General features: G+C 40.7%; 21 protein-coding genes and 1 tRNA gene. 14 read left to right on the top strand and 8 right to left on the bottom strand.

Annotated elements, in window-relative coordinates; translation table 11 throughout:
* Nucleotides 1-110: 110 nt before the first annotated feature.
* A complete protein-coding gene (locus PSF09_RS11225; protein WP_272665742.1) occupies nucleotides 111-1,289 on the top strand; it encodes a M20 metallopeptidase family protein in 1,179 nt (392 codons plus the stop codon).
* A 61-nt stretch (nucleotides 1,290-1,350) separates the two neighbouring features.
* Here the strand turns inward: PSF09_RS11225 and PSF09_RS11220 are convergent, their stop codons facing one another.
* Entirely contained in the window at nucleotides 1,351-2,328 is a 978-nt protein-coding gene (locus PSF09_RS11220; protein ID WP_272683914.1) for a LysR substrate-binding domain-containing protein, read from the bottom strand.
* A 226-nt stretch (nucleotides 2,329-2,554) separates the two neighbouring features.
* Nucleotides 2,555-3,058 (bottom strand): DUF2938 domain-containing protein, encoded by a 504-nt coding sequence (locus tag PSF09_RS11215; RefSeq protein WP_272683913.1) that lies wholly within the window; start codon nucleotides 3,056-3,058, stop codon nucleotides 2,555-2,557.
* A gap of 401 nt (nucleotides 3,059-3,459) precedes the next feature.
* Here PSF09_RS11215 and PSF09_RS11210 point away from each other — a divergent pair, with 401 nt between their 5' ends.
* Genes PSF09_RS11210 through PSF09_RS11200 form a run of 3 tightly spaced genes read left to right on the top strand, consistent with a single transcriptional unit; the run spans nucleotide 3,460 to nucleotide 5,617 of the window.
* On the top strand, nucleotides 3,460-4,437 hold the full coding sequence (locus PSF09_RS11210; protein ID WP_336298951.1) for a serine hydrolase domain-containing protein: 978 nt from the start codon (nucleotides 3,460-3,462) through the stop codon (nucleotides 4,435-4,437).
* Nucleotides 4,421-5,158: a GNAT family N-acetyltransferase gene (locus PSF09_RS11205; RefSeq protein WP_272665738.1), complete on the top strand. Its 738-nt coding sequence runs from the start codon at nucleotides 4,421-4,423 to the stop codon at nucleotides 5,156-5,158. The genes PSF09_RS11210 and PSF09_RS11205 overlap by 17 nt, the downstream gene beginning before the upstream one ends.
* Before the next feature lie 9 nt (nucleotides 5,159-5,167).
* Complete coding sequence (locus PSF09_RS11200; RefSeq protein WP_272665737.1) at nucleotides 5,168-5,617, top strand: GNAT family N-acetyltransferase; 450 nt, start codon at nucleotides 5,168-5,170, stop codon at nucleotides 5,615-5,617.
* Nucleotides 5,618-5,832: 215 nt separating this feature from the next.
* Here PSF09_RS11200 and arsC read toward each other — a convergent pair whose 3' ends face one another.
* From arsC to PSF09_RS11180, 4 genes are all read right to left on the bottom strand, one after another.
* A complete protein-coding gene (gene arsC, locus PSF09_RS11195) occupies nucleotides 5,833-6,264 on the bottom strand; it encodes an arsenate reductase (glutaredoxin) (protein WP_272665736.1) in 432 nt (143 codons plus the stop codon).
* A gap of 10 nt (nucleotides 6,265-6,274) precedes the next feature.
* Entirely contained in the window at nucleotides 6,275-7,564 is a 1,290-nt protein-coding gene (locus PSF09_RS11190) for an arsenic transporter (RefSeq protein ID WP_272665735.1), read from the bottom strand.
* A gap of 134 nt (nucleotides 7,565-7,698) precedes the next feature.
* Nucleotides 7,699-8,034 (bottom strand): metalloregulator ArsR/SmtB family transcription factor, encoded by a 336-nt coding sequence (locus PSF09_RS11185; RefSeq protein WP_272683911.1) that lies wholly within the window; start codon nucleotides 8,032-8,034, stop codon nucleotides 7,699-7,701.
* A gap of 587 nt (nucleotides 8,035-8,621) precedes the next feature.
* Nucleotides 8,622-8,698: transfer RNA gene (locus tag PSF09_RS11180), tRNA-Arg, on the bottom strand.
* A gap of 187 nt (nucleotides 8,699-8,885) precedes the next feature.
* On the opposite strand from PSF09_RS11180, the gene folD reads away from it, so the two are divergent.
* From folD to fruA, 5 genes are all read left to right on the top strand, one after another.
* Entirely contained in the window at nucleotides 8,886-9,743 is an 858-nt protein-coding gene (gene folD / locus PSF09_RS11175) for a bifunctional methylenetetrahydrofolate dehydrogenase/methenyltetrahydrofolate cyclohydrolase FolD (protein ID WP_004913518.1), read from the top strand.
* Between the two features lie 18 nt (nucleotides 9,744-9,761).
* On the top strand, nucleotides 9,762-9,974 hold the full coding sequence (ybcJ, locus tag PSF09_RS11170) for a ribosome-associated protein YbcJ (RefSeq protein ID WP_004913522.1): 213 nt from the start codon (nucleotides 9,762-9,764) through the stop codon (nucleotides 9,972-9,974).
* 444 nt (nucleotides 9,975-10,418) lie between these two features.
* Nucleotides 10,419-11,570 carry a fused PTS fructose transporter subunit IIA/HPr protein gene (gene fruB, locus PSF09_RS11165; RefSeq protein ID WP_272683910.1) on the top strand — a complete coding sequence of 384 codons (1,152 nt, stop codon included), beginning with the start codon at nucleotides 10,419-10,421 and terminating at the stop codon, nucleotides 11,568-11,570.
* Nucleotides 11,567-12,511, top strand: a complete 945-nt coding sequence (gene fruK / locus PSF09_RS11160) for a 1-phosphofructokinase (RefSeq protein ID WP_110732200.1) — start codon at nucleotides 11,567-11,569, stop codon at nucleotides 12,509-12,511. The genes fruB and fruK overlap by 4 nt, the downstream gene beginning before the upstream one ends.
* 11 nt (nucleotides 12,512-12,522) lie before the next feature.
* A complete protein-coding gene (gene fruA / locus PSF09_RS11155; RefSeq protein WP_272683909.1) occupies nucleotides 12,523-14,217 on the top strand; it encodes a PTS fructose transporter subunit IIBC in 1,695 nt (564 codons plus the stop codon).
* A gap of 70 nt (nucleotides 14,218-14,287) precedes the next feature.
* Here the strand turns inward: fruA and PSF09_RS11150 are convergent, their stop codons facing one another.
* Nucleotides 14,288-15,541, bottom strand: a complete 1,254-nt coding sequence (locus PSF09_RS11150) for a protein-tyrosine phosphatase family protein (protein WP_272683908.1) — start codon at nucleotides 15,539-15,541, stop codon at nucleotides 14,288-14,290.
* A 190-nt stretch (nucleotides 15,542-15,731) separates the two neighbouring features.
* Nucleotides 15,732-17,120, bottom strand: coding sequence for a cysteine--tRNA ligase (cysS, locus tag PSF09_RS11145; protein ID WP_272683907.1), 1,389 nt, complete (start codon nucleotides 17,118-17,120; stop codon nucleotides 15,732-15,734).
* A 267-nt stretch (nucleotides 17,121-17,387) separates the two neighbouring features.
* Here cysS and ppiB point away from each other — a divergent pair, with 267 nt between their 5' ends.
* From ppiB to PSF09_RS11120, 5 genes are all read left to right on the top strand, one after another.
* Entirely contained in the window at nucleotides 17,388-17,882 is a 495-nt protein-coding gene (ppiB, locus tag PSF09_RS11140; RefSeq protein ID WP_004913539.1) for a peptidylprolyl isomerase B, read from the top strand.
* A 9-nt stretch (nucleotides 17,883-17,891) separates the two neighbouring features.
* Nucleotides 17,892-18,617, top strand: coding sequence for a UDP-2,3-diacylglucosamine diphosphatase (locus PSF09_RS11135; RefSeq protein ID WP_272683906.1), 726 nt, complete (start codon nucleotides 17,892-17,894; stop codon nucleotides 18,615-18,617).
* A gap of 150 nt (nucleotides 18,618-18,767) precedes the next feature.
* A complete protein-coding gene (gene purE / locus PSF09_RS11130; RefSeq protein WP_272665729.1) occupies nucleotides 18,768-19,271 on the top strand; it encodes a 5-(carboxyamino)imidazole ribonucleotide mutase in 504 nt (167 codons plus the stop codon).
* Nucleotides 19,271-20,353 carry a 5-(carboxyamino)imidazole ribonucleotide synthase gene (gene purK, locus PSF09_RS11125; RefSeq protein ID WP_272683905.1) on the top strand — a complete coding sequence of 361 codons (1,083 nt, stop codon included), beginning with the start codon at nucleotides 19,271-19,273 and terminating at the stop codon, nucleotides 20,351-20,353. The genes purE and purK overlap by 1 nt, the downstream gene beginning before the upstream one ends.
* 116 nt (nucleotides 20,354-20,469) lie before the next feature.
* On the top strand, nucleotides 20,470-21,688 hold a 1,219-nt coding region (locus PSF09_RS11120), incomplete at its 3' end, for an MFS transporter (RefSeq protein ID WP_272683904.1).

Raw genomic sequence — 21,688 nt, 5'->3', positions numbered from 1 at the left:
TAACGCTTAAAATATACATAAATTAAATGAGTACGCTGTTTTTTATTCATGCTCACACCAGGGGCCCCTTAACAGCATTAAAACGCTTTTTGTATACGGGATAAAACGTAATGACCAATAAATACAATATCAATGAAAAGCTCTTTGCTTTAGAAACGTTTAGCAAAAAAACACGTCAGGATTTACATAAGATCCCTGAATTGTCTGGGCAAGAATTCAAAACCTCACAATATTGCCGTGAATTGATGGAAAGCTTTGGCTATAACATCCGTTTATTTGAAGGCTACACCGGTTTTACCGCTGAATTGATTATCGACCCAGCAAAGCGCTTGATTGCCTACCGTACCGATATTGACGGCCTTGAAATGCCTGATTTGACATGCAATGAGCACAGCTCTGTCCATGAAGGTTGCGCTCATAACTGTGGCCATGATACCCACATGACCATCGCCTTAACGGCAGCAAAATACCTTAGCGAAAACCGTTCTGAACTCACTCATAACGTCCGTTTTATCTTCCAAATGGCAGAAGAAGACATGAGAGTACCGGGCGCTAACAAAATGGTAGAAATGGGCTGTATGGAAGGTGTTGATGAGGTTTACGGCTTACATAATGATGCAGCTTTTGAAACAGGTTATATTAAATTCAATTCCGGGGTTATGTCCTCTTATGGCTCTGCATGGACACTAGATGTCCACGGCGTTTCTGCTCACGGCTCAACCCCACATAAAGGGTTAGATGCCATCCGTGAAGCAACACGTATCATTGATTATATGGATTACATTGTAGCCAAAAAAACCGACCCTTTCAGCCCTGCCGTATTTGGTTGTGGCATGATTAATGGCGGAACTATTCCAAATGCGTTGGCTGATCATGTTCAGGCACGCGGTACCATCCGTTCAATGGATGAAGAAACGGATAAAATATTAAAAGCCAGCTTCAATGAAATTGTGGCTCGTAGTGAAGCCGGCGGGTTTAAAACCACATTAGAAGCAAGCGGTTATCCCGCTGTCGTCAATCACCCGCAGGCTGCTAAAGTGATTTATGATGCTGCTGCGGCCTTCTTACCTGCTGAACAGATTGATGCGAATGGTAAGCCAATGACGGGCAGTGAAGACTTCAGTTATATGATCAATGCCACTAAAGATAAACTCGGTGCCATGTACTTTTTAGGAAGTGGTAATCAAGCAAAAGGGATTAATAATTATTTACATGCTAACCCTTATTTTGTTGATGACGATTGTTTGCTGATTGGCGCTCAAATTTTTATTAATATTGCCACTCGTTAGAATAAAAATAACACACACAGTAATTTCAAAGCCGAGTAAATCATATTACTCGGCTTTTTTCTTATAACTCAGGTAGTTCACTATACAGTTTATCTCGCTCACCTTGTTCGGTTGGTACCCATTGATTCGGCTGATGAATATAGTTCAAATCAAGGTGAGGTGCATAATTAGAGATAAAATCATACATATAATCTTTTAAATGCATATGCCGGTTAATGCATACATGGGTATAACTTGGCTTCACTAAATGGCTGATATCAATGCAGCGTAATGCCTCGCTATCTTCTTCTGGATCAAAAGCGACCGTTGAAATAATACCTACCCCAGCACCACGTTTTACATAGTATTTAATAATTTCGGTATCTACCGCAGTTAAAACAACATTTGGCGTTAATTTATGTTGATAAAATACTTGGTCAAGCTTTGAATGCCCGGTAAAACCAAATACATAGGTAATTAATGGGTAACCAGCAAGGTCTTCAATAGAGAGCTGTTCGCATTGAGCAAGTGGGTGGTCATGGGGCACAATAATACTGCGAGACCATTGGTAGCAAGGCATCACCAATAAGTCATCATAAAGGTGCATAGACTCAGTCGCAATGGCAAAATCCACATCCCCATTATTCACCATTTCTGCTATTTGGGCGGGAGCCCCTTGGTGAAAATGCAGTGAGATATTGGGGTAACGTGCATTAAAACGTTCAATCACTTGGGGTAATTTATAGCGGATTTGTGTGTGTGTGGTTGCGATATGAAGATTTTGTTTTATCGTGGCATCTTCATATGAAACGATACTTTTAATTTTATCGAACTGCGCCAGAATATCACACGCGACATGATGAACTTTCTCACCAATCGGGCTCAAAGAGAGTAAGTTATTATTTTTCCGATTGAATAATGAAACGTTCAGTTCATCTTCCAATATTTTAAGTTGCTTACTGACAGTCGGCTGAGAGGTATATAATTTTTCAGCCGCGTTGGTGATATTGAAATCACTTCGAACCACTTCAACAAAACTTTTAAGCTGACTAATGTTCATTGCTGATTTATCCAATGCAAAATGGATTAAAAAATAGAGATATAAATCCAGAGTAAGATGCGACACCTTGGTTGTTATGTACAGTAATTATACCATAACGAATGGATTAGCAAGAACTACACTGTTGCTTATTCCCAAGCAAATCACCCCTCTTTTATAATAAAGCAACCTAACATTAGTAAATGAAAAGCAAATTATTCACTCAAGATCACTAAAATTAAAATAATCACAAAAAATAAATTAATAAAGGCTGTAACACTAAAGCTGTCAGGTAAAGACCAAGGCCAAATACGCCATGAGACAATAAACTCATTAGCCGAGCCTTACTTGGGTTAAGTGTTTTACTGGCAGCAATACCTGCTCCCATCGCAGGTTGCATAATGAAGTAAGGAGCTACGACCGTTATTACGCCAAAAAACAATGCAGGCCATAATATCGGTGATGTAAACCAGGTTTCACCAAATAAAAAAATAAATAGAAAGGCAAAAATAATACCGGTTGCATAGTGAACTCCCCAACCCAATGCATTTTCGGCAGGGATATTTTCCTTTTGTGCGATTGATGGCTGGTGTATAAACTGCCCATTCGCCATATGCCCAACCCAACGCCCTACCAACGAAAAATTTAACGTCGGTTGGCCGCATAGTTTAAGGATAAGCGCCCATAAATCCATCACGATGGTCGCCCCAACCCCAAGTAAGACTGTCAAAAATACCATTGATAGATTCATATTAATTTCCTTTTTATATTCGTTTTACCCGTTCATTACTGCTGAACAGTATTATCAATATTAACTAAAATCGAATATATCGAAGGCAAAATAATGCTTTCTCCCTCCCCTTAAAATTCAAAATCGAGATTGACTTAAAGTCAGCTTGAAGATGTAACATTCATATTCTGATTTAACCAATAGCATCAATAACCTTTTAAGAAAACATGCGTTGTAGTACAACTAAGCATCGCTATCAGCTAATTTTATGCGTTAAATCTACGTTTTTTAGTCAATGAATTTTGAGGCAGGGAAAAGTGAATATTTTCACAGATAGAAAGAACGTAAGGATTAATAATACGTCACAGCAACTTTTAGCATGGGAACAACAATTTAACACCGAAGGACCAGGTTTTAGTTACATGGCCAAATTTGATCAAGACGAATCTTATTCAGGTAACCTTGGGTTTGCCGATCTCGAACAAAAAAAGCCATTAACAGCGAATACTATTTTTAATTTAGCCTCAGTCTCAAAGCAATTCACCGCCTTTGCTATTTTGCTGTTAGAACAAAGTGGCCAACTTGCTTTACATGACCCCATTACCAAATACATTCCTGAGTTACCTGAATATGCCAATGAGATCACCATTCAAGATTTAATTTATCATATCAGTGGCATGGTGGATTACATCGAATTAGCCTTGAATAAAGGCGTTGATTATGCGGACTCATTAGGGCCAGCAGAAAGCTTGGCAGACTTAATTAGTTACCCTAACCCTCTTTTCCCTGTTGGGGCACAATTTGATTATTGTAATACGGGCTATTTTTTATTATCCATAATTATTGAGCGCGTCAGTGGCCAAAGTTATCACCAATTTGCCCAGCAACATATTTTTAAACCATTACAAATGGACAGCACTTTTATCGTGGAATCGTACCCTGTTCACAGTGCAATTGCTCGAGGGTACCGTGAAAACAGTGAAGGTGGTTACCAATTAAGTGAAAGTTTGTGGACTCAAACCGGCGATGGTGCCGTTCATTCAAATGTTTTAGATTTAATGAAATGGGGTGAAAACTACACCAGTGGTAAGGTCGGTGGCAAAGCACTAGTCGAGAAAATGCTTCAAGCATTACCTCCTCAAAATAGGCTGGGTAAAGCGATTGAACACCACCAGCTATATGCCTATGGCGTTATTGTTTCACAACACTTTGGCTTAATGCATTTCGAACATTCAGGGGGTTGGGCTGGCTGTGCGACCTATTTTTTACGTCTACCTGATTTAGGCTTAACCGTTGCTGTGCTAGGAAATATTGAAGATTTAGACACGCAAAAGATAGCTTATGAGATTACTGACATCATTTTGACCCAATATAAGGAATGCCATGACGACCGTGATTAATGATGATATCTCTGCATATTGGCTGAAAGAAAAAACTACCGGTGAATGTTATTTAGATCAAAGTGATTTGGCGTTGTATGTAAATCCTCATATTGATGAAGATTATTTAGCCATGGCGATTCAATACCAAGATAAATATTGGCTTTCATTACATCCACAGCTCTGTGTTGAATTATCTATCACACCCGATTTAACTAGAGAAGCTGCTGACACATTGCGTGACGCGCTGACGAAAAAATGGCATGGAGCAGACCAGTTTTTTTATTTTAGCCAAGAAGCGTCATCTAAATTACAACAACATAAAATACCGAGTAATATTCGCGCCTTAACAAGTACTGATGCCGCCGTATTTCAAACTTTTTGTGAAGCATCTAGTGAAGAAGATTTAGACGGTGCTTCTGTAGAACTTGATCACTGGTTAGTATATGGTTTGTTTTTTGATGAAAAGTTAGTCGCCGCTGCGAGTATGTACCCTTGGGATGATAAAAATTTGGCTATCGCTGATTTAGGGGTTTTAACCTTATCGGAACACCGTGGAAAAGGTTATGCACGCAAACTCGTCTCTGCGATTTGTCAAATAGCGTTAGATAAAGGATATCAGCCACAATATCGATGCCAGCTAGACAACCAAGCATCCTTAGCACTCGCAAATTCGTTAAATTTAATTCCATACATTAAATGGGATGTCATTGTGCAGCCGAATGCAGTAATAGAAACATAGAGTAATTATATGGTTACCATAAAGAATATTGACCAAGACAATTTGTTTGATGTCTGTGAATTAACCTCTAATTCAGATGGGATCGCCACTGTCTTAGAGGATTTTATCTGTTGTAATGCGACATCAATTGCAGAAGCGAGCTATTTCCCAAACTTTTACCCAAAAGCCTTATATTTTCAAAATAATATAATTGGTTTTTTTATGTATAAGATAAGTAGCACTAATTTAAACGAAGTGATGCTTTGCCGATATATGCTTGATTATAAATTCATTGGCAAAGGGCTAGGCCGTAAGTCATTTAAAGCAATATTGGATTTTCTCTATTCAGAAGGCATCCAGCGCATCACTCTCGGGCTAAATGAAGACAATATTGTGGCAAAGAACCTCTATCAATCCTTTGGTTTTGAATTTACAGGAAATATTGTTGATGGGGAGCATATTTATTATTTAAATCTATAATGTAATAGGTATTAATCACCTTGATAATATAATGAATTCACTGATATTTTTCTTATTTGTAAGATGATGAGTCTCTATCACTAATTAAATTCATTATTTGACCTAGATTTCTAGCTGAATATTCCCCATAGGAATATAACTTATTGATTTTAAATACCCTACAGGGTTCAACATAAAATCATACAGAGTGTTAAAGTTGCCAGCAACACTCAATCCTATCCATTTGCATTTTTACATCGTGTACTACCAATTACTATTTGACCATCTTCCTTGATAAATTCACTTTGTTGGGGATTAGGTAATATCTCTAACACTACCTCAGAAGGCCGACACAACTTTACACCTAGCGGAGTGACGACGATTGGCCTATTAATCAGTATCGGGTACTGCAACATAAAATCAATCAATTGCTCATCGGAATAAAGGTTATTTTCTAAATTTAATTGCTCATACGGCTCAACATTTTTTCGTAATAGCTCCCTCGCTGTGATTTTCATATCAGCAATAAGTTGCACTAACACATCCTTAGTCGGAGGTGTTTCTAGGTAATAAATAATCGTCGGCTCAATACCATTATTGCGGATCATGGCAAGGGTATTACGTGAAGTGCCACAATTGGGGTTATGGTAGATAGAGATCTCATTCATTGAATGCCCCTTAATTAGACAGCGAAAGTCGAAGCACTAAAGCAACGAGTGTGACAATAAGCACAGGGATAGTCATGATAATCCCGGTTTTGAAATAATATCCCCATGTAATGGTCATGTTCTTTTGTGATAAAACATGCAACCATAACAATGTTGCCAAGCTGCCAATTGGTGTAATTTTTGGCCCTAAATCGGCACCAATCACATTGGCATAAACCATCGCCTGTTGGATTAACTCTGTCGCATCACTCCCTTCAATAGATAGCGCACCAATTAATACCGTTGGCATGTTATTCATTATGGATGATAAAAATGCGGTAATAAATCCAGTGCCTAGAGTAGCTGCCCATAACCCTTTATCGGCAAGGTAATTGAGCGTTTCAGAAAGATAATCGGTTAACCCTGCATTTCTTAAACCATAAACAACCAAGTACATACCTAAAGAGAAAATGACGATTTGCCACGGTGCACCGCGTAAGACTTTTTTGGTATTAATCGTATGGCCTCTGGCTGCAATCCCCCAAAGGAGCAGAGCACCAATAGCGGCAATCGCACTAACCGGAATCCCCAAAGGCTCCAAAACAAAAAAACCAACCAGTAATAACACCAGTACTAACCAACCTGCTTTAAACGTTGTCATGTCCTTAATGGCTAAAGTCGGTTCACTCAGTTTGGTAACATCATAGTGTTTAGGAATATCTTTGCGGAAAAACAAATGCAGCATCGCTAATGTTGCAATAATTGCAGCAATATCCACTGGCACCATAATCGATGCATATTCTGTAAAACCAATATTAAAGAAGTCCGCAGAAACGATATTCACGAGGTTCGAAACAATCAGCGGCAAGCTCGCCGTATCTGCAATAAATCCAGCAGCCATGACAAATGCTAATGTCGTGCCTTTGTTAAAACCAAGTGCCAATAACATCGCAATCACAATGGGCGTTAATATCAATGCTGCGCCATCATTGGCAAATAAGGCCGCTACCGTTGCACCAAGTAACACGATATAACTGAATAACAGTTTTCCTTTACCCCCGCCCCACTTGGCAACATGTAATGCCGCCCATTCAAAGAAACCACTTTCATCTAACAGCAGGCTAATAATAATGACTGCAACAAATGTCGCCGTTGCATTCCACACAATATTCCAAACTATAGGAATATCTTGAAAACTAATGACACCAAAAATAAGGGCTAAAACGGCCCCTGCTGTTGCACTCCAACCAATACCCAGTCCTTTGGGCTGCCAAATAACAAAGGTGATCGTTAAAATAAAAATTAAAGCGGCAATAAACATAACAACCTCATGAAAAGGAACAGGAAGATACTTTTTTGCTCATCCTGAAATAAATTGGCTAATTAATCGGCCTTATTAAATTCCCCACCCGAACATAAATATATGGTTTTTCATATGCGTTAATTTAAAAAATTTTATAGCGAACAACGACTCACAGGTTCTTTTGTCTCTAAGCTTTTGAGTAAAGCTGCAACTTTATTTTTCTCTGTGGCATAGGTGACATCAATGATACTTTTCACCCACGGTAGTAATGCTGGAGATAATCGATAATGAACCCATTTACCATGTTTTGAATCGAGCAAAAGGCCTGATTCTCTTAGCATTGCTAGGTGTCGAGAAGTCTTTGGTTGCGATAAATTCAAGGCCGTATAGATATCACAGACACATAGCTCACCAGATGCTTTCAAAAGCAACACGATATCCAGCCTTGTTTGGTCACCTAAAATTTTAAACAGTTGTAATGGTTCCATGTAAACCCCAGACTAACAATTTATTCAAATAAACACTTATACATATACACCAAAACATATATATCAATCAATATGAACACATAAATAATTTGATATAAGTTAGCTTATGTATACTAATACTGGCTCGAATTATTAAACTCACAAGGATAGAAATGAACTCAATTTTTGGATTATATTTTATTCAACTCATACTGATCATTTCAGTATTTTTATGCTTTTGGAGGATAGGCAAATCTAATTCATTCTGGGCATTCATTAGAGTCATTCTCTCTTTATGTATTATTTCAGCAATAGCATTCCTTGCATTTATAATATCGTATGTCTCAAATTAACCTCACACATTCATAGCTTAAACCTCTTTGAAAGTATAAAACTAAAATCTATGCTGCTGTATACAAAATAGAGAATAGGAAAATTAGGGAGCAGAGATAATCGGTTGATGTGGTGAGAAAATATGCTTATTTATTGCCTAATCATTTAACTGAATACGCAAAGAAAATAGACACTATTTTTGGCACTTAGCCCCAAATACGTCCCAATTAGAAAGAGCGAAGCATTTTAAATGATGGTAAGTGATTGAAAATTAATGGTACGCCCTACAGGATTCGAACCTGTGACCTACGGCTTAGAAGGCCGTTGCTCTATCCAACTGAGCTAAGGGCGCATTTATAATGCGGGCAGCCTATCTGGCTGATGGCGTTGAATTATACGGTTGCTGCGCGCTGAGTCAATGGCTTTTCGCTACTAAAATAACTATATGCTCATTTTATGTAATAGTTTGAACTGACAATGACGTTAACTTCTGACAAAATAGAGACATTACCGTGTCTCATATATGGATTAAGTTACAGATGTTAGCAAAAATTATTGATGGGAAAACGATTGCGCAGACAATTAGGCAAGAAGTTGCCCAAAAAGTACAATTACGTTTAGAACAAGGAAAACGCGCTCCTGGGCTTGCTGTGATTTTAGTCGGCGCTAACCCCGCGTCACAAATCTATGTCGGCAGCAAACGCCGCGCTTGTGAAGAAGTCGGCTTTATTTCACGTTCTTATGATTTACCAGATACAACAACAGAAGCTGAATTACTCAAATTAATTGATGATTTAAATCAAGATACTGAAATTGATGGAATTTTAGTTCAACTACCATTACCTGCGGGAATTGATAACGTCAAAGTCATTGAGCGTATTCATCCAGACAAAGATGTTGATGGTTTTCATCCGTATAATGTCGGCCGCTTGTGCCAACGTGCGCCACGCCTTCGCCCATGCACCCCTAAAGGAATTGTTACTTTACTTGAGCGCTGCGGTATCAACACTTATGGTTTAAACGCTGTAATTATTGGCGCATCCAATATTGTTGGTCGTCCAATGAGCTTAGAACTTCTGTTAGCAGGTTGCACTACAACAGTAACGCATCGCTTTACCAAAGATTTAGAACACCACGTTCGCCATGCTGATTTAGTTGTTGTCGCAGTGGGGAAACCCAATTTTATTCCTGGTGAATGGATTAAACCTGGCGCGATTGTGGTCGATGTCGGTATCAACCGCTTAGATAGCGGTAAAGTCACAGGAGATGTCGATTTTGACGAAGCCGCGAAAAATGCCGCTTGGATCACCCCTGTGCCTGGTGGTGTTGGCCCAATGACTGTTGCGACTTTAATTCAAAACACCCTTCAGGCATGTGAAGAGTACCACGATATTTAATGTAATTTTGGAGTAATCATGGATATATTCAATTTAAATGGGCACCCACACGTCGAACTGTGTGATTTGCTAAAAATTGAAGGCTGGGCGGAAAGCGGTGCAATGGCAAAAGCCATGATTGCAGATGGCTTAGTTGAAGTTGATGGTGTGGTCGAAACACGCAAACGCTGTAAAATTGTAGCGGGTAAAATCGTTTCAATGGGCAGCCAAAAAATCAAAGTTGTAGAATAATACATTTAGGTAAGCTGAAAAATTTCAGCTTACCTCCCTTTACATAATAAATAACCACCTCCCTATCCCCCTTTGTTCAAAATAACCCGATTTATTGTAAGACGATCAAAGCTATTTTGACGTTTTAGAAGATTTTTCTTTAGCCATATTTAGTGTATTAAGCATTCAAATAATCAAACATATTGATAACTTAATTTATTGTTTTACATATATAAAAAACTTCAGCAATTACTTCAGCTTTGCCATAAAGCAGATAAAACACACTCAGTTTCCTTCCTTAAAAAATTTAACTTAGCTCTCATTTTTTGTATTTCGTACCTTAGCGACATAGACAAGACTAAACGATTCAGCTAATCTTGTTAACGATAACATGATTAACAAACAATCAGATCCGCTTGCAAGTCTTCTGGCTGATCCGGCAATAAATAATAATCAGGAGAAATTATGTTTAACTTACCAATAAGCGATATCCACCTTGCAGCTGCTGCATCTGATAAAAAAAATGCAATAGAACAAGTCGCTAAGGCTCTCGAAAATGCAGGTTATGCAAAAAGCGGTTACGCACAAGGAATGCTTAACCGAGAAACCCAAGCTCCTACCTTTTTAGGAAATGGCATCGCTATCCCACACGGGACAACGCAGACACGAGACCAAGTGTTGAAAACAGGTTTTGCGGTTTTCCAATTCCCTAATGGTATTGACTGGGGTGATAACCAAACTGCTTATATTGTTATTGGCATTGCGGCTCAATCCAATGAACATCTCGAATTACTTCGCCAGTTAACCCACATTATCAGTGATGAGCACACGGCTGACGCGATGGCCAAAGCTGACACCCCTGAAGCCTTAAAACAACTTCTAATGGGTGAACGTCAAACTCAACCAGTGAAACTTGATGACTCAATGGTCACAGTTAACGCTCAGGTTGATAATATAAACACATTAAAAATACAAAATATTATTAACTTACAAAACGCCCAAGCTGTTAGTACCGACTTTATTACCCAAGCTCTCACCCAAACACCTTCGTATTTAGGTCAAGGTATTTGGTTAAGTGATAGCCCTATTGGAAATATTCAGAATGCGATTGCGATAACGACCGTAAAAAAACCATTTCGCTTTCAAGGTAACCCAGTCAATGTCCTAATCACTCTCTCTTACGCTAATTATCAGATAGAGACTTTTTTACTTAAAATAAATAATTTTTTGAAAAATAAAGAATTAAATCTAATTGACAATGATGGTAACGTTAACAATTTAGTTAATTTATTGCGTAGTGATGATTCACATACGGAAAGTGAATCAAGTACATCCGGAATCACTCAGGACTTCACCGTTCTTAATCCACATGGGCTACATACGCGCCCGAGCACCCAGTTAGTCACCACCATTAAGCAGTTCGAAAGCACTATTACTGTGAGTAATCTTGATGGTACTGCGACTCCCGTAAATGGTCGCAGCTTAATGAAAATCGTCAGTTTAGGCGCTAAATGTGGGCACCGTTTACAAATTCACGCAGAAGGTACAGATGCACAAGAAGCTATCGTTACCATTGGCGAGGCAATTAACTCAGGACTTGGAGAAGAAATCGCATGAGCAGAAGAGTCGCAACCATCACGTTAAACCCCGCCTATGATTTGGTTGGGCTTTTACCTGATATTCATCGAGGTGATGTGAATTTAGTCAAAACTGCTGGGCTTCATGCCGCTGGAAAAGGCATAAATGTGGCCAAAGTGCTTAAAAATTTAGGGATTGATGTCACTGTTGGTGGTTTTTTAGGCAAAGAAAACCAAGATGGTTTCCAAAAAGCGTTCAGCGAAACAGGAATTGCTAACCGCTTTCAGGTTGTCGAAGGCCGCACCCGTATCAATGTAAAACTGACAGAGCACACCGGTGCAGTTACCGATTTTAACTTTTCAGGCTTCAGTGTCACTAAAGCGGATTGGCAACGTTTCGTCACCGACTCACTCAGCTGGGCGGGTCAGTTTGATATGATTTGCGTCAGTGGAAGCTTACCTCAAGGCGTTGATTTAAAAGATTTTACTCAATGGATGTTACGCCTTAGAGAACAATGCATGTGTGTCATTTTTGATAGTAGCCGTGAAGCTTTTGTTGCTGGACTCAAAGCTTCTCCTTGGTTAGTAAAACCTAATCATCGTGAGCTTGAAATTTGGGCAGGAAAATCTCTTCCGACTCATCAAGATATTGTTGATGCCGCAAATCAACTTCGCCAACAAGGTATTGCCCATGTGGTGGTTTCTTTAGGCGAAAAAGGTGCCATGTGGGTCAATTCATCAGGCGCTTGGTTTGCTAAACCACCTGAATGTGACGTTATCAGCACCGTTGGCGCAGGGGACTCAATGGTAGGAGGGTTAATTTACGGGCTAATGATGAGGCAGACAAGTGAGCACACACTACGCTTAGCTACTGCCATTTCTGCACTTGCAGTCTCCCAACCCAATGTCGGTATCACAGACCGAGCGCAACTTGCACATATGATGACAAAGGTTGACTTACAACCGTTTACGGCTCAATGAGGATGAAAAACATGAAAATAATAATCGCTCCAAGCCACCAGCAAGGCCCTGCTATTTGCTGGCTAGCCATCGATGCCTTAAAGAATGTATCTGCCTTACAAAATATCACCTTCACTGAACAGCTTACTGATGCTGACATTGTGATTTGTTTTGACACTCAGTTGCCTGAAGATTTCAATTGTGCAGACAAAAAAATCTATTTCGGCCACCCCGATGTCGCTGTTAGGCAACCTGCTGAATTCTTGACATCAGCAATTAATGAAGCCACGCTTTGTGAACAACAAATTGCCGAACCGCAGCACACAAAAACCTTCTCTATATTAGCCGTTACAGCTTGCCCTACAGGGGTCGCGCATACCTACATGTCCGCAGAAGCACTTGAAGCTGAAGCAAAAAAACGAGGCTGGAATATCAAAGTAGAAACTCGTGGTTCTGTAGGGGTTGGAAATGAAATTACACCTGAAGAAATTGCACAAGCTGATTTAGTCATTGTCGCTGCTGATATCGAAGTTAATGTGGATAAATTTGCGGGGAAGCCAATGTACCGCACCTCTACCAGTGCAGCATTGAAGAAAACAGCACAGGAATTAGATAGAGCGATAAAGGAGGCGAGTACATTTTCGCCACAAAATGGCAAAAACTCATCACAATCAAGCCAATCCAACGAAAAGCGCGGAGTCTATAAGCACTTACTCACAGGTGTGTCTTATATGCTCCCGATGGTTGTCGCAGGCGGATTGTGTACTGCACTTTCATTTGCTTTTGGTTTAGATGCATCCAATGTAGAAGGCTCTCTGGCCTGGGCGCTTAGCCTAATTGGTGGGCAAACAGCCCTTGCGTTAATGGTGCCTGTACTATCAGGTTATATCGCTTATTCTATTGCTGACAGAACGGGGCTAACCCCAGGTTTAGTCGGTGGGGTACTTGCGACCACTTTAGGTGCGGGTTTTTTAGGCGGGATCATTTCCGGTTTCCTTGCGGGCTACAGTGCTCACTTTATTAGCACTCGATTAAAATTACCGCAAACAATGGAAGCGTTAAAACCGATTTTAATCGTGCCATTGATTTCGACTTTATTTACCGGTTTAGCCATGATCTATGTGATTGGTCACCCTGTAGCTTGGTTGATGGACTGGTTAACCAACTGGCTAAATACCATGGGAACCACCAATGCAGTGATCTTAGGCGCAATACTAGGTGCCATGATGTGTACGGATATGGGAGGCCCGGTCAACAAAGCGGCTTACGCCTTTGGTGTCGGCCTATTAAGTTCACAAACCTACGCACCAATGGCAGCAATTATGGCTGCAGGTATGGTGCCGCCACTGGCAATGGGGATTGCCACATTAATAGCGAGACATAAATTTGTTCCCGCTGAACGCGAAGCAGGTAAAGCCTCTTTTGTTCTCGGTTTATGTTTTATTTCAGAAGGCGCAATTCCGTTTGCCGCCAAAGACCCTATACGTGTTCTTCCTGTTTGTATCATTGGTGGTGCAATAACTGGGGCGCTATCCATGTACTTTGGTATTCAGTTGATGGCACCTCATGGTGGTTTATTTGTGCTGTTAATACCCGGAGCGATTAATCATGTATTGATGTATTTATTCGCGATAGTAGCTGGTACGGTAGTTTCTGGTGTGCTTTATGCCATTGTCAAAAAAGCAACGCCCAAAGAAGCTCAACAAGAAATGGCAAGTACCGCTTAAGCACTCAGATTTAAGTTCCATTCCTAGTCCCTGTTGGTAGTCTTATTCCCCCCCTTAACTTGGGGGGCTTTTATTGTGTCAATTTACTTACATTTAATAATGTTTCAAGCTCAAGTAATTTATTAAATTGTTCTTTATTTTGAACCATTTTATCGCAACCAGTTTTACGCAATTCCATAATAATTTCCGATACACACAGTTTATTATTAGGTTTAATTAACTGCATTACCGTTGCAACTTGCCCCGTTCGACCAATACCAGCGGCACAGTGAATAACTGGCAATAATTTATTTTCATCATGAATTGCTTGACTAACAACCGATTCATAAAATGTTCTTTTTTTCATAACACTGTCTTCCATATACTCAGCTAATTTTATTAATTCTACAGTGCCAGCGGTTGTTTGATCCGTCCAATTTTCAATATGAACAACTGGAATATCAATGGCTTTCTTACCATCACTCAGCCGCATACTATAGTGTTTTGCATTTAGGCCTCCAAATTTATTTGGTTTATCAAAGCCTTCGTATTCTTTTACTTCAGCAATCATTCTACCGTACGTACCGCTCGTCCTGAAATAAGCCGGCAAGTTTCGTTGTTTAATATCCCCATCAGATGCGAGAACGCATAGCATAGGGGTTCTATTCTCATATAACATCTGCAAATGGTTTTCTATACTTTCAGTTGCATTAATAGGGCTTTGCGAACGAATAAATAAATTATTATCACCTACTCTTACCCTATTCGCTGGTAAACCAATCTGAATACCGTGACTATTAGTAATACGAATTTGGGTTTCCTTAGCTGTTTTAATGTCAGAAAAGCGAGCGCCTTTAACTTCTTGTTGGTCACAATATTGGAAATTTTGCAGTTTCGTGAATTCTGCTAAGTCATGAAAATTATCAATATCTTTTACTGACTTGGTATTTATTAACTTAGGAAGCGATACTGGCACTGTATTATTAACCAAAATGCTACTAGGCGTTAGTGATGAAGTAGGTGTCTTTAATTTTGCGACTGAATTTAAATCAACAGTTTTAGAATTAAAGGCATAACGAGGGGCTAAAGTCCCATCTTGTTGTATGCTGACTATTTGCCTCGAAAAAATCCCAGTAATCCGATCACGAATAGAAATAATCGTATTAATAATGCGCGCTCTGATAGATGACGTATTCTGAGGCATAGGTACAGTGGTATTTTTAATGTGACTCATACTATCCGATGTTCTAGCCCTTGCAGATTTACATTCAGTATTAGCGACTGACTCAAGACTCGTTGTTCGGATTGGGGGGGTAGGTGGTATCTCTCTGCATTCAGATTTCATTTTCTTTTTCCTTAGCTAGCAGTTAACAAGCTAATCAATCGGTTTGAATTACATATTACGTACCCCGATTATTGCTGACCCATTATGCGAGTTCTTTCAAATTTAGCTAACACCAATAAAAAACCCGCTAACATTACCTAGTGCTGACAGCGCTAAGTACTGTTAACGGGCTAATTTTTAAATGTAAAATTTACTTACGACGCCAAGTGGTCCCCTGAGCCCCGTCTTCAAGCACAATCCCCATAGCTGTCAGCTCATCACGAGCCGCATCCGCTTGCGCCCAATCTTTATTTTGCCGCGCATCTAGGCGTTGTTGAATTAATGCCTCGATTTTTGCCACTTCCGCATCACCTTCAGTCTGTGCACCGCCTTTTAAGAAACTTTCTGGGTCTTGTTCTAACAAACCAAGAACGCCAGCCAGTTCACGAAGTTGTGCCGCCATCGCATTGGCCGCTGACATATCTTCTGATTTCAGACGGTTAACTTCACGAACCATGTCAAACAACACGGAATAAGCTTCTGGTGTATTAAAGTCGTCATTCATCGCTTCAATGAAACGTGCTTTAAATTCATCACCACCAGCAGGAACTGCCGACTTATCGGTACCACGTAGTGCCGTATACATGCGCTCAAGTGCGGTGCGCGCCTGTTTCAAGTTTTCTTCTGTATAGTTAAGTTGACTACGGTAATGGCCTGATAACAGAAAATAACGCACTGTTTCTGCATCGTAATACTCAAGTACGTCACGAATAGTGAAGAAATTATTGAGAGACTTAGACATTTTCTCTCTATCAACCATGACCATACCGGAGTGCATCCAGTAATTCACATAAGGGCCATCATGAGCACAGGTAGATTGTGCAATTTCATTTTCATGGTGTGGAAACATTAAATCTGAGCCGCCACCGTGAATATCAAAATGGTTGCCTAACGTTTTACTGTTCATTGCCGAACATTCAATGTGCCAACCTGGACGGCCTAAGCCCCATGGCGATTCCCAGCTTGGTTCGCCTTCTTTAGACATTTTCCACAAGACAAAGTCCATTGGGTTGCGCTTTACATCAGCCACTTCGACGCGAGCACCTGCTTGCAACTGCTCTAAATCTTGGCGAGATAGCAGGCCATAATTTGGGTCGGTTTTCACTTCAAACATGACATCGCCATTCGCAGCGACATAAGCATGACCACGCTCAATCAAGCTTTGGGTTAATTCAATGATTTCACCAATATGACGCGTTGCGCGTGGTTCGCTATCAGGACGCAAAATATTCAATGCATCGAAATCCTTATGCATTTCAGCCAGCATACGCGTTGTTAGCTCTTCAACACTTTCGTTATTTTCTGCTGCACGTTTAATGATTTTATCGTCAATATCGGTGACGTTGCGCACATAATTTAAGTCGTAACCCAAATAACGCAAATAGCGGCTAATTGCATCAAATGCCACAAATGTACGGCCGTGGCCGATATGACACAAGTCGTAGATAGTGATGCCACACACATACATCCCAATCTTCCCTGCGTGGATGGGCTTAAACTCTTCTTTTTGACGACTTAGTGTATTAAAAATTTGTAGCATCTGAACTTTTCCATTTATTTGAAAAATGATTATCGATTTCTACCGATAAAATATCATGTTATTGAACCCCGATCACCTTAAGAATGCAAGGGTTTACCCCGCTTCCTTTTCAGTTTATTCATTAGGTTTAATACACACCTATTATGCTATAAACTACCGACTAAGCTTCCTTCCGCTTCAAGTCAGGTTTTATCTGTGATATAAACGTGCTGATCTCAACGCTTTCGCAAGTTAGCGCACAAAAAACAATTATTCAGGATAGCTATTATGGTTACATTTCATACCAATCACGGTGATATTGTTATCAAAACGTTTGACGATAAAGCCCCCGTTACAGTCGAAAACTTTTTAACTTACTGCCGTGAAGGTTTTTACAATAATACCATTTTCCATCGTGTTATTAATGGTTTCATGATCCAAGGCGGTGGTTTTGAGCCAGGCATGGAACAAAAAAACACTAAAGCACCTATCAAAAACGAAGCTAACAACGGTTTAAAAAATAGCCGTGGTACCTTAGCAATGGCTCGTACTAACGACCCTCATTCAGCAACAGCACAGTTCTTTATCAACGTTGCTGACAACGACTTCTTAAACTTCCGTTCAGAACGTCCAGATGGCTGGGGCTACTGTGTATTTGCTGAAGTGGTTGAAGGTATGGACGTTGTTGACAAAATCAAAGGTGTCTCAACTGGCCGTAGCGGTTTCCACCAAGATGTTCCACGTGAAGACGTTATCATTGAAAAAGTGACTGTCAGCGAGTAAACCTGACGCATGTCCACTTACATCATTGCAGATTTGCATTTAAGTGAAGATGAACCGGCGATCACCGCCGGTTTTATCAACTTTATTCAACAGCAAGCCATCCATGCCGAAAGCCTGTACATTCTCGGTGATTTTTTCAATTATTGGGTGGGCGATGATGATGACAATCCACTTCATCAGCTTGTGGCAAACGAACTAAAACAACTCACCAATCTTGGTATTCCCTGTTATTTCATCCATGGCAATCGCGATTTTTTGATTGGCAAACGCTATGCTAAACAGTGTGGCATGACCATTTTACCGCAAGAAACATTGCTAAAGCTGAATAACAAACGCATTCTCATCATGCACGGTGATACCTTATGTACAGATGATGCCGCCTATCAAAATTATCGCAAAAAAGTTCATACCCCATGGATCCAACGGGTATTCCTTTTGCTGCCGCTGTTTATTCGCCGTAGAATAGCGCAAAAGATGCGCAAGAACAGCCAATATGCTAGCAGCATGAAAACTGAATCCATCATGGATGTGAATCCCCAAGCGGTAAGTAACGTGATGAAAAAACACCAAGCTCAATGGCTTATCCATGGTCACACCCACCGCCCTGCAATTCACGAAATAAATATCAATGGTAAGTTGCATTATCGTGGCGTACTAGGGGCATGGCACCATGAAGGTTCAGCCTTTATCATTAATGAACAAGGCGTTGAGCTAATTTTCTTTCCCTTCGAATAACTCCGTAAAAGTTCTTGGTCGCAAATACGACCGTTTGCTTACTTATTAACCACGCAAACGTTTTCCTTGCTGCATTACCATGATATGATCACCGCAATTCAATTTCCCCCATCTTCGGGTCATGTTTTTTTCACTACAGGAAAGCACTAAATGACTGTTCAATCTGCGGCAAAAATCGCCATTGTTATGGGTTCAAAAAGTGACTGGGCAACCATGCAGCATGCCGCTGATGTGTTGACTGAACTGCAACTCCCTTTCCATGTCGAAATCGTCTCTGCACACCGTACCCCTGATAAGTTATTTTCCTTTGCTGAAAATGCAAAAAAGAATGGGTTTGATGTGATTATTGCGGGTGCAGGTGGCGCAGCGCATTTACCAGGTATGCTAGCTGCGAAAACCTTAGTGCCTGTCTTTGGTGTACCAGTACAAAGCGCTGCTCTCAGTGGTGTCGACAGCCTATACTCCATCGTTCAAATGCCTAAAGGCATCCCTGTCGGCACACTAGCAATCGGTAAAGCGGGTGCAGCAAACGCAGCGCTGTTAGCCGCTCAGGTATTAGCAATAAGCGATACTGCTATTTTCAACCGCCTTGCCGCATGGCGTGAAGCACAAACCAATGATGTGCTGAACAACCCTGACCCGAGGGATGCATAATGAAACCCGTTTGTGTGCTTGGTAATGGCCAACTAGGCCGCATGCTGCGTCAAGCGGGTGAGCCATTAGGCATAGCCGTTTTTCCTGTTGGGCTTGATGCAGAGCCGGAAGCGGTTCCTTATCAGCAAAGCGTTATCACCGCTGAAATTGAACGCTGGCCAGAAACCCCTCTGACAAAAGAATTAGCTCGCCATAATGCCTTTATTAACCGTGATATTTTTCCACGTTTAGCGGATAGGTTCCCACAAAAAAGCTTATTTGATAGCTTGCAACTTTCCACTGCACCTTGGGCATTATTAGAATCTCCTGAACAATGGCCTGAATTATTTGCAACTTTAGGTGATTTCCTCATTGTAAAACGCAGAACTGGCGGCTATGACGGGCGTGGTCAATGGCGTGTTCGCCCTGGTGATGAAAAAGATTTGCCCGCTGAAATTTACGGCGAGTGCATCGTTGAACAAGGCATCCCTTTTGACGCGGAAGTGTCTGTCATTGGTGCCCGAAATGCAGAAGGGAAATCCGTTTTTTACCCGATTACCCATAATTTACACCAAGAAGGTATTTTGCGGACAAGTGTAGCCTTCCCTAAGTCAACTAACCCGCAGCAGGAACAAGCTCAAGCCATGCTCAGCGCAGTCATGGATGAGTTAGGTTATATTGGTGTGATGGCAATGGAATGCTTTGTCGTGGGCAATAACCTACTGATTAACGAAATTGCGCCTCGAGTACATAATAGCGGCCATTGGACACAAAATGGCGCATCCATTAGCCAATTTGAGTTACATCTACGTGCCATTTTAAACCTGCCAATGCCATCACCTGAAGTGTATAGCCCTGCTGTTATGGTCAATTTAATTGGTACGGATGTAAATATAAACTGGTTAAATTTACCTCTAGTTCACCTTCACTGGTATGAAAAAGAGGTGCGCCCTGCTCGGAAAGTGGGTCATTTAAACCTTTCTCATCGCGACTGCAATCAATTGTCTGCAACACTTACTGCTTTAGTTCCACTTTTACCAAATGAGTACAAAAGTGGCATTGAGTGGGCAAATGCAAAATTAGACTGGTACTCTCATCAATAAATAGGGAAAATAGCCCTATTCGATGCCCGAACCTATTTTCGGGCATTATGCTATTTTCGCCGTCATCCAGAAAACAAATATCCTGATTTAAGGTGTGCGGCATTACTGGAGTCAATATGTCCTCGCAGCCTTTTAGTCTGTTTTATCAGTGGTGCATTCTTGTTCTATTAGGGCTGGTTTATTTTTTAGCCACTGCAACCACCTTTACATCTCTTGGTGTGGTTTTACCTGAGATGATAAGTGAGCTCAAATGGAGTTGGAGTGAGGCTGGATTTGGTTTTACGCTACTGGGCTTAACTTGCGGGCTTGCGAGTTTTCTCCCTTCTCTACTGATCCGTAAAGTCGGTGTACGGGCCACTTTATTGCTAGGTACCAGTGTCTTTGTTGCGGGCTTTTATAGTCTTTATTCCACACAAGCCATCAGCACCTATTTTTTAGGCACCGCATTAATTGGTATTGGTTTCACCTTACTCGCCACAGTTCCTGGGACTTACGTTCTTTCGCGGCTATTTGAAAAACAATCCCTTGCCTTTGGGTTATATTTCACCATCGGGGGCTTGGGAGGGGTTGCAGGCCCTTGGATTTACTTTTACGCCTCAAACCAATTAGGCTCTTGGCGTATGCATTGGGTTCTATGTGCCGTTTATCTTAGCATTGTCACGTTAATCACTATTTTTATGCTACGTGAAGGTAAACAAGAACAAGAACACGCAAAAAAAGTGATGCAAAAACAAGTGAGTGATGCGAGTAAACCTATTTATCGTACTGCAGAGGTTTGGACAGTCGGCAGAGCACTGCGCACATGGCAGTTTTACTTAATTGCTGCAACCTATACCTCATTTTTATGGTGTGGTATTACCGTTAATAGCTTTGCTGTTGCCCATATTGAAGAGCGTGGTTTTGGCATGACTGTGGCGGTTTCATTGTTAAGCACAATGGCATTTGTTAATGCATTCTCAAGACTTATTGGTGGGGCTGCTGGGGAATGGCTAGAACCAAAGAGACTATTAATTGGTAGCCTAATTACCATGGTATTAGGTGTTATTTTCCTCAGTATTGCCACATCATGGCTATGGCTAATCTTGTTTGTGTTATGCGTTGGTATTGGCTATGGCATGACTTTTTTGGCATCAAGTGTTTTGCTTTCAAATTATTTTGGTCGAGGCCCATACCTAGAACTTTTCTCTGTGGTGAATTTAATTTCAACCGTTGCATGTTTAGCACCTTTTATTGCTGGTGCAATAAAAGATTTCACAGGGAGTTTCACCCCTGCATTTTTGGTTATTGCCGCGCCTGTGGTCGTGATTTTAGGTCTTACATTGATGATGAAGCCCC

This window comes from Providencia sp. PROV141, assembly GCF_028481645.1.
Lineage (GTDB): Bacteria > Pseudomonadota > Gammaproteobacteria > Enterobacterales > Enterobacteriaceae > Providencia > Providencia rettgeri.
The sequence above is the reverse complement of the archived record's forward strand: the minus strand, read 5'-3'. Positions and strand labels throughout refer to the sequence as shown.

What these genes read in the sequence shown, in the direction of transcription:
- PSF09_RS11225 (WP_272665742.1), top strand. Translation starts at nt 111, where the DNA reads ATGACCAATAAATACAATATCAATGAAAAGCTCTTTGCTTTAGAAACG.
- PSF09_RS11220 (WP_272683914.1), bottom strand. Translation starts at nt 2,328, where the DNA reads ATGAACATTAGTCAGCTTAAAAGTTTTGTTGAAGTGGTTCGAAGTGAT.
- PSF09_RS11215 (WP_272683913.1), bottom strand. Translation starts at nt 3,058, where the DNA reads ATGAATCTATCAATGGTATTTTTGACAGTCTTACTTGGGGTTGGGGCG.
- PSF09_RS11210 (WP_336298951.1), top strand. Translation starts at nt 3,460, where the DNA reads ATGGCCAAATTTGATCAAGACGAATCTTATTCAGGTAACCTTGGGTTT.
- PSF09_RS11205 (WP_272665738.1), top strand. Translation starts at nt 4,421, where the DNA reads ATGACGACCGTGATTAATGATGATATCTCTGCATATTGGCTGAAAGAA.
- PSF09_RS11200 (WP_272665737.1), top strand. Translation starts at nt 5,168, where the DNA reads ATGGTTACCATAAAGAATATTGACCAAGACAATTTGTTTGATGTCTGT.
- arsC (WP_272665736.1), bottom strand. Translation starts at nt 6,264, where the DNA reads ATGAATGAGATCTCTATCTACCATAACCCCAATTGTGGCACTTCACGT.
- PSF09_RS11190 (WP_272665735.1), bottom strand. Translation starts at nt 7,564, where the DNA reads ATGTTTATTGCCGCTTTAATTTTTATTTTAACGATCACCTTTGTTATT.
- PSF09_RS11185 (WP_272683911.1), bottom strand. Translation starts at nt 8,034, where the DNA reads ATGGAACCATTACAACTGTTTAAAATTTTAGGTGACCAAACAAGGCTG.
- folD (WP_004913518.1), top strand. Translation starts at nt 8,886, where the DNA reads ATGTTAGCAAAAATTATTGATGGGAAAACGATTGCGCAGACAATTAGG.
- ybcJ (WP_004913522.1), top strand. Translation starts at nt 9,762, where the DNA reads ATGGATATATTCAATTTAAATGGGCACCCACACGTCGAACTGTGTGAT.
- fruB (WP_272683910.1), top strand. Translation starts at nt 10,419, where the DNA reads ATGTTTAACTTACCAATAAGCGATATCCACCTTGCAGCTGCTGCATCT.
- fruK (WP_110732200.1), top strand. Translation starts at nt 11,567, where the DNA reads ATGAGCAGAAGAGTCGCAACCATCACGTTAAACCCCGCCTATGATTTG.
- fruA (WP_272683909.1), top strand. Translation starts at nt 12,523, where the DNA reads ATGAAAATAATAATCGCTCCAAGCCACCAGCAAGGCCCTGCTATTTGC.
- PSF09_RS11150 (WP_272683908.1), bottom strand. Translation starts at nt 15,541, where the DNA reads ATGAAATCTGAATGCAGAGAGATACCACCTACCCCCCCAATCCGAACA.
- cysS (WP_272683907.1), bottom strand. Translation starts at nt 17,120, where the DNA reads ATGCTACAAATTTTTAATACACTAAGTCGTCAAAAAGAAGAGTTTAAG.
- ppiB (WP_004913539.1), top strand. Translation starts at nt 17,388, where the DNA reads ATGGTTACATTTCATACCAATCACGGTGATATTGTTATCAAAACGTTT.
- PSF09_RS11135 (WP_272683906.1), top strand. Translation starts at nt 17,892, where the DNA reads ATGTCCACTTACATCATTGCAGATTTGCATTTAAGTGAAGATGAACCG.
- purE (WP_272665729.1), top strand. Translation starts at nt 18,768, where the DNA reads ATGACTGTTCAATCTGCGGCAAAAATCGCCATTGTTATGGGTTCAAAA.
- purK (WP_272683905.1), top strand. Translation starts at nt 19,271, where the DNA reads ATGAAACCCGTTTGTGTGCTTGGTAATGGCCAACTAGGCCGCATGCTG.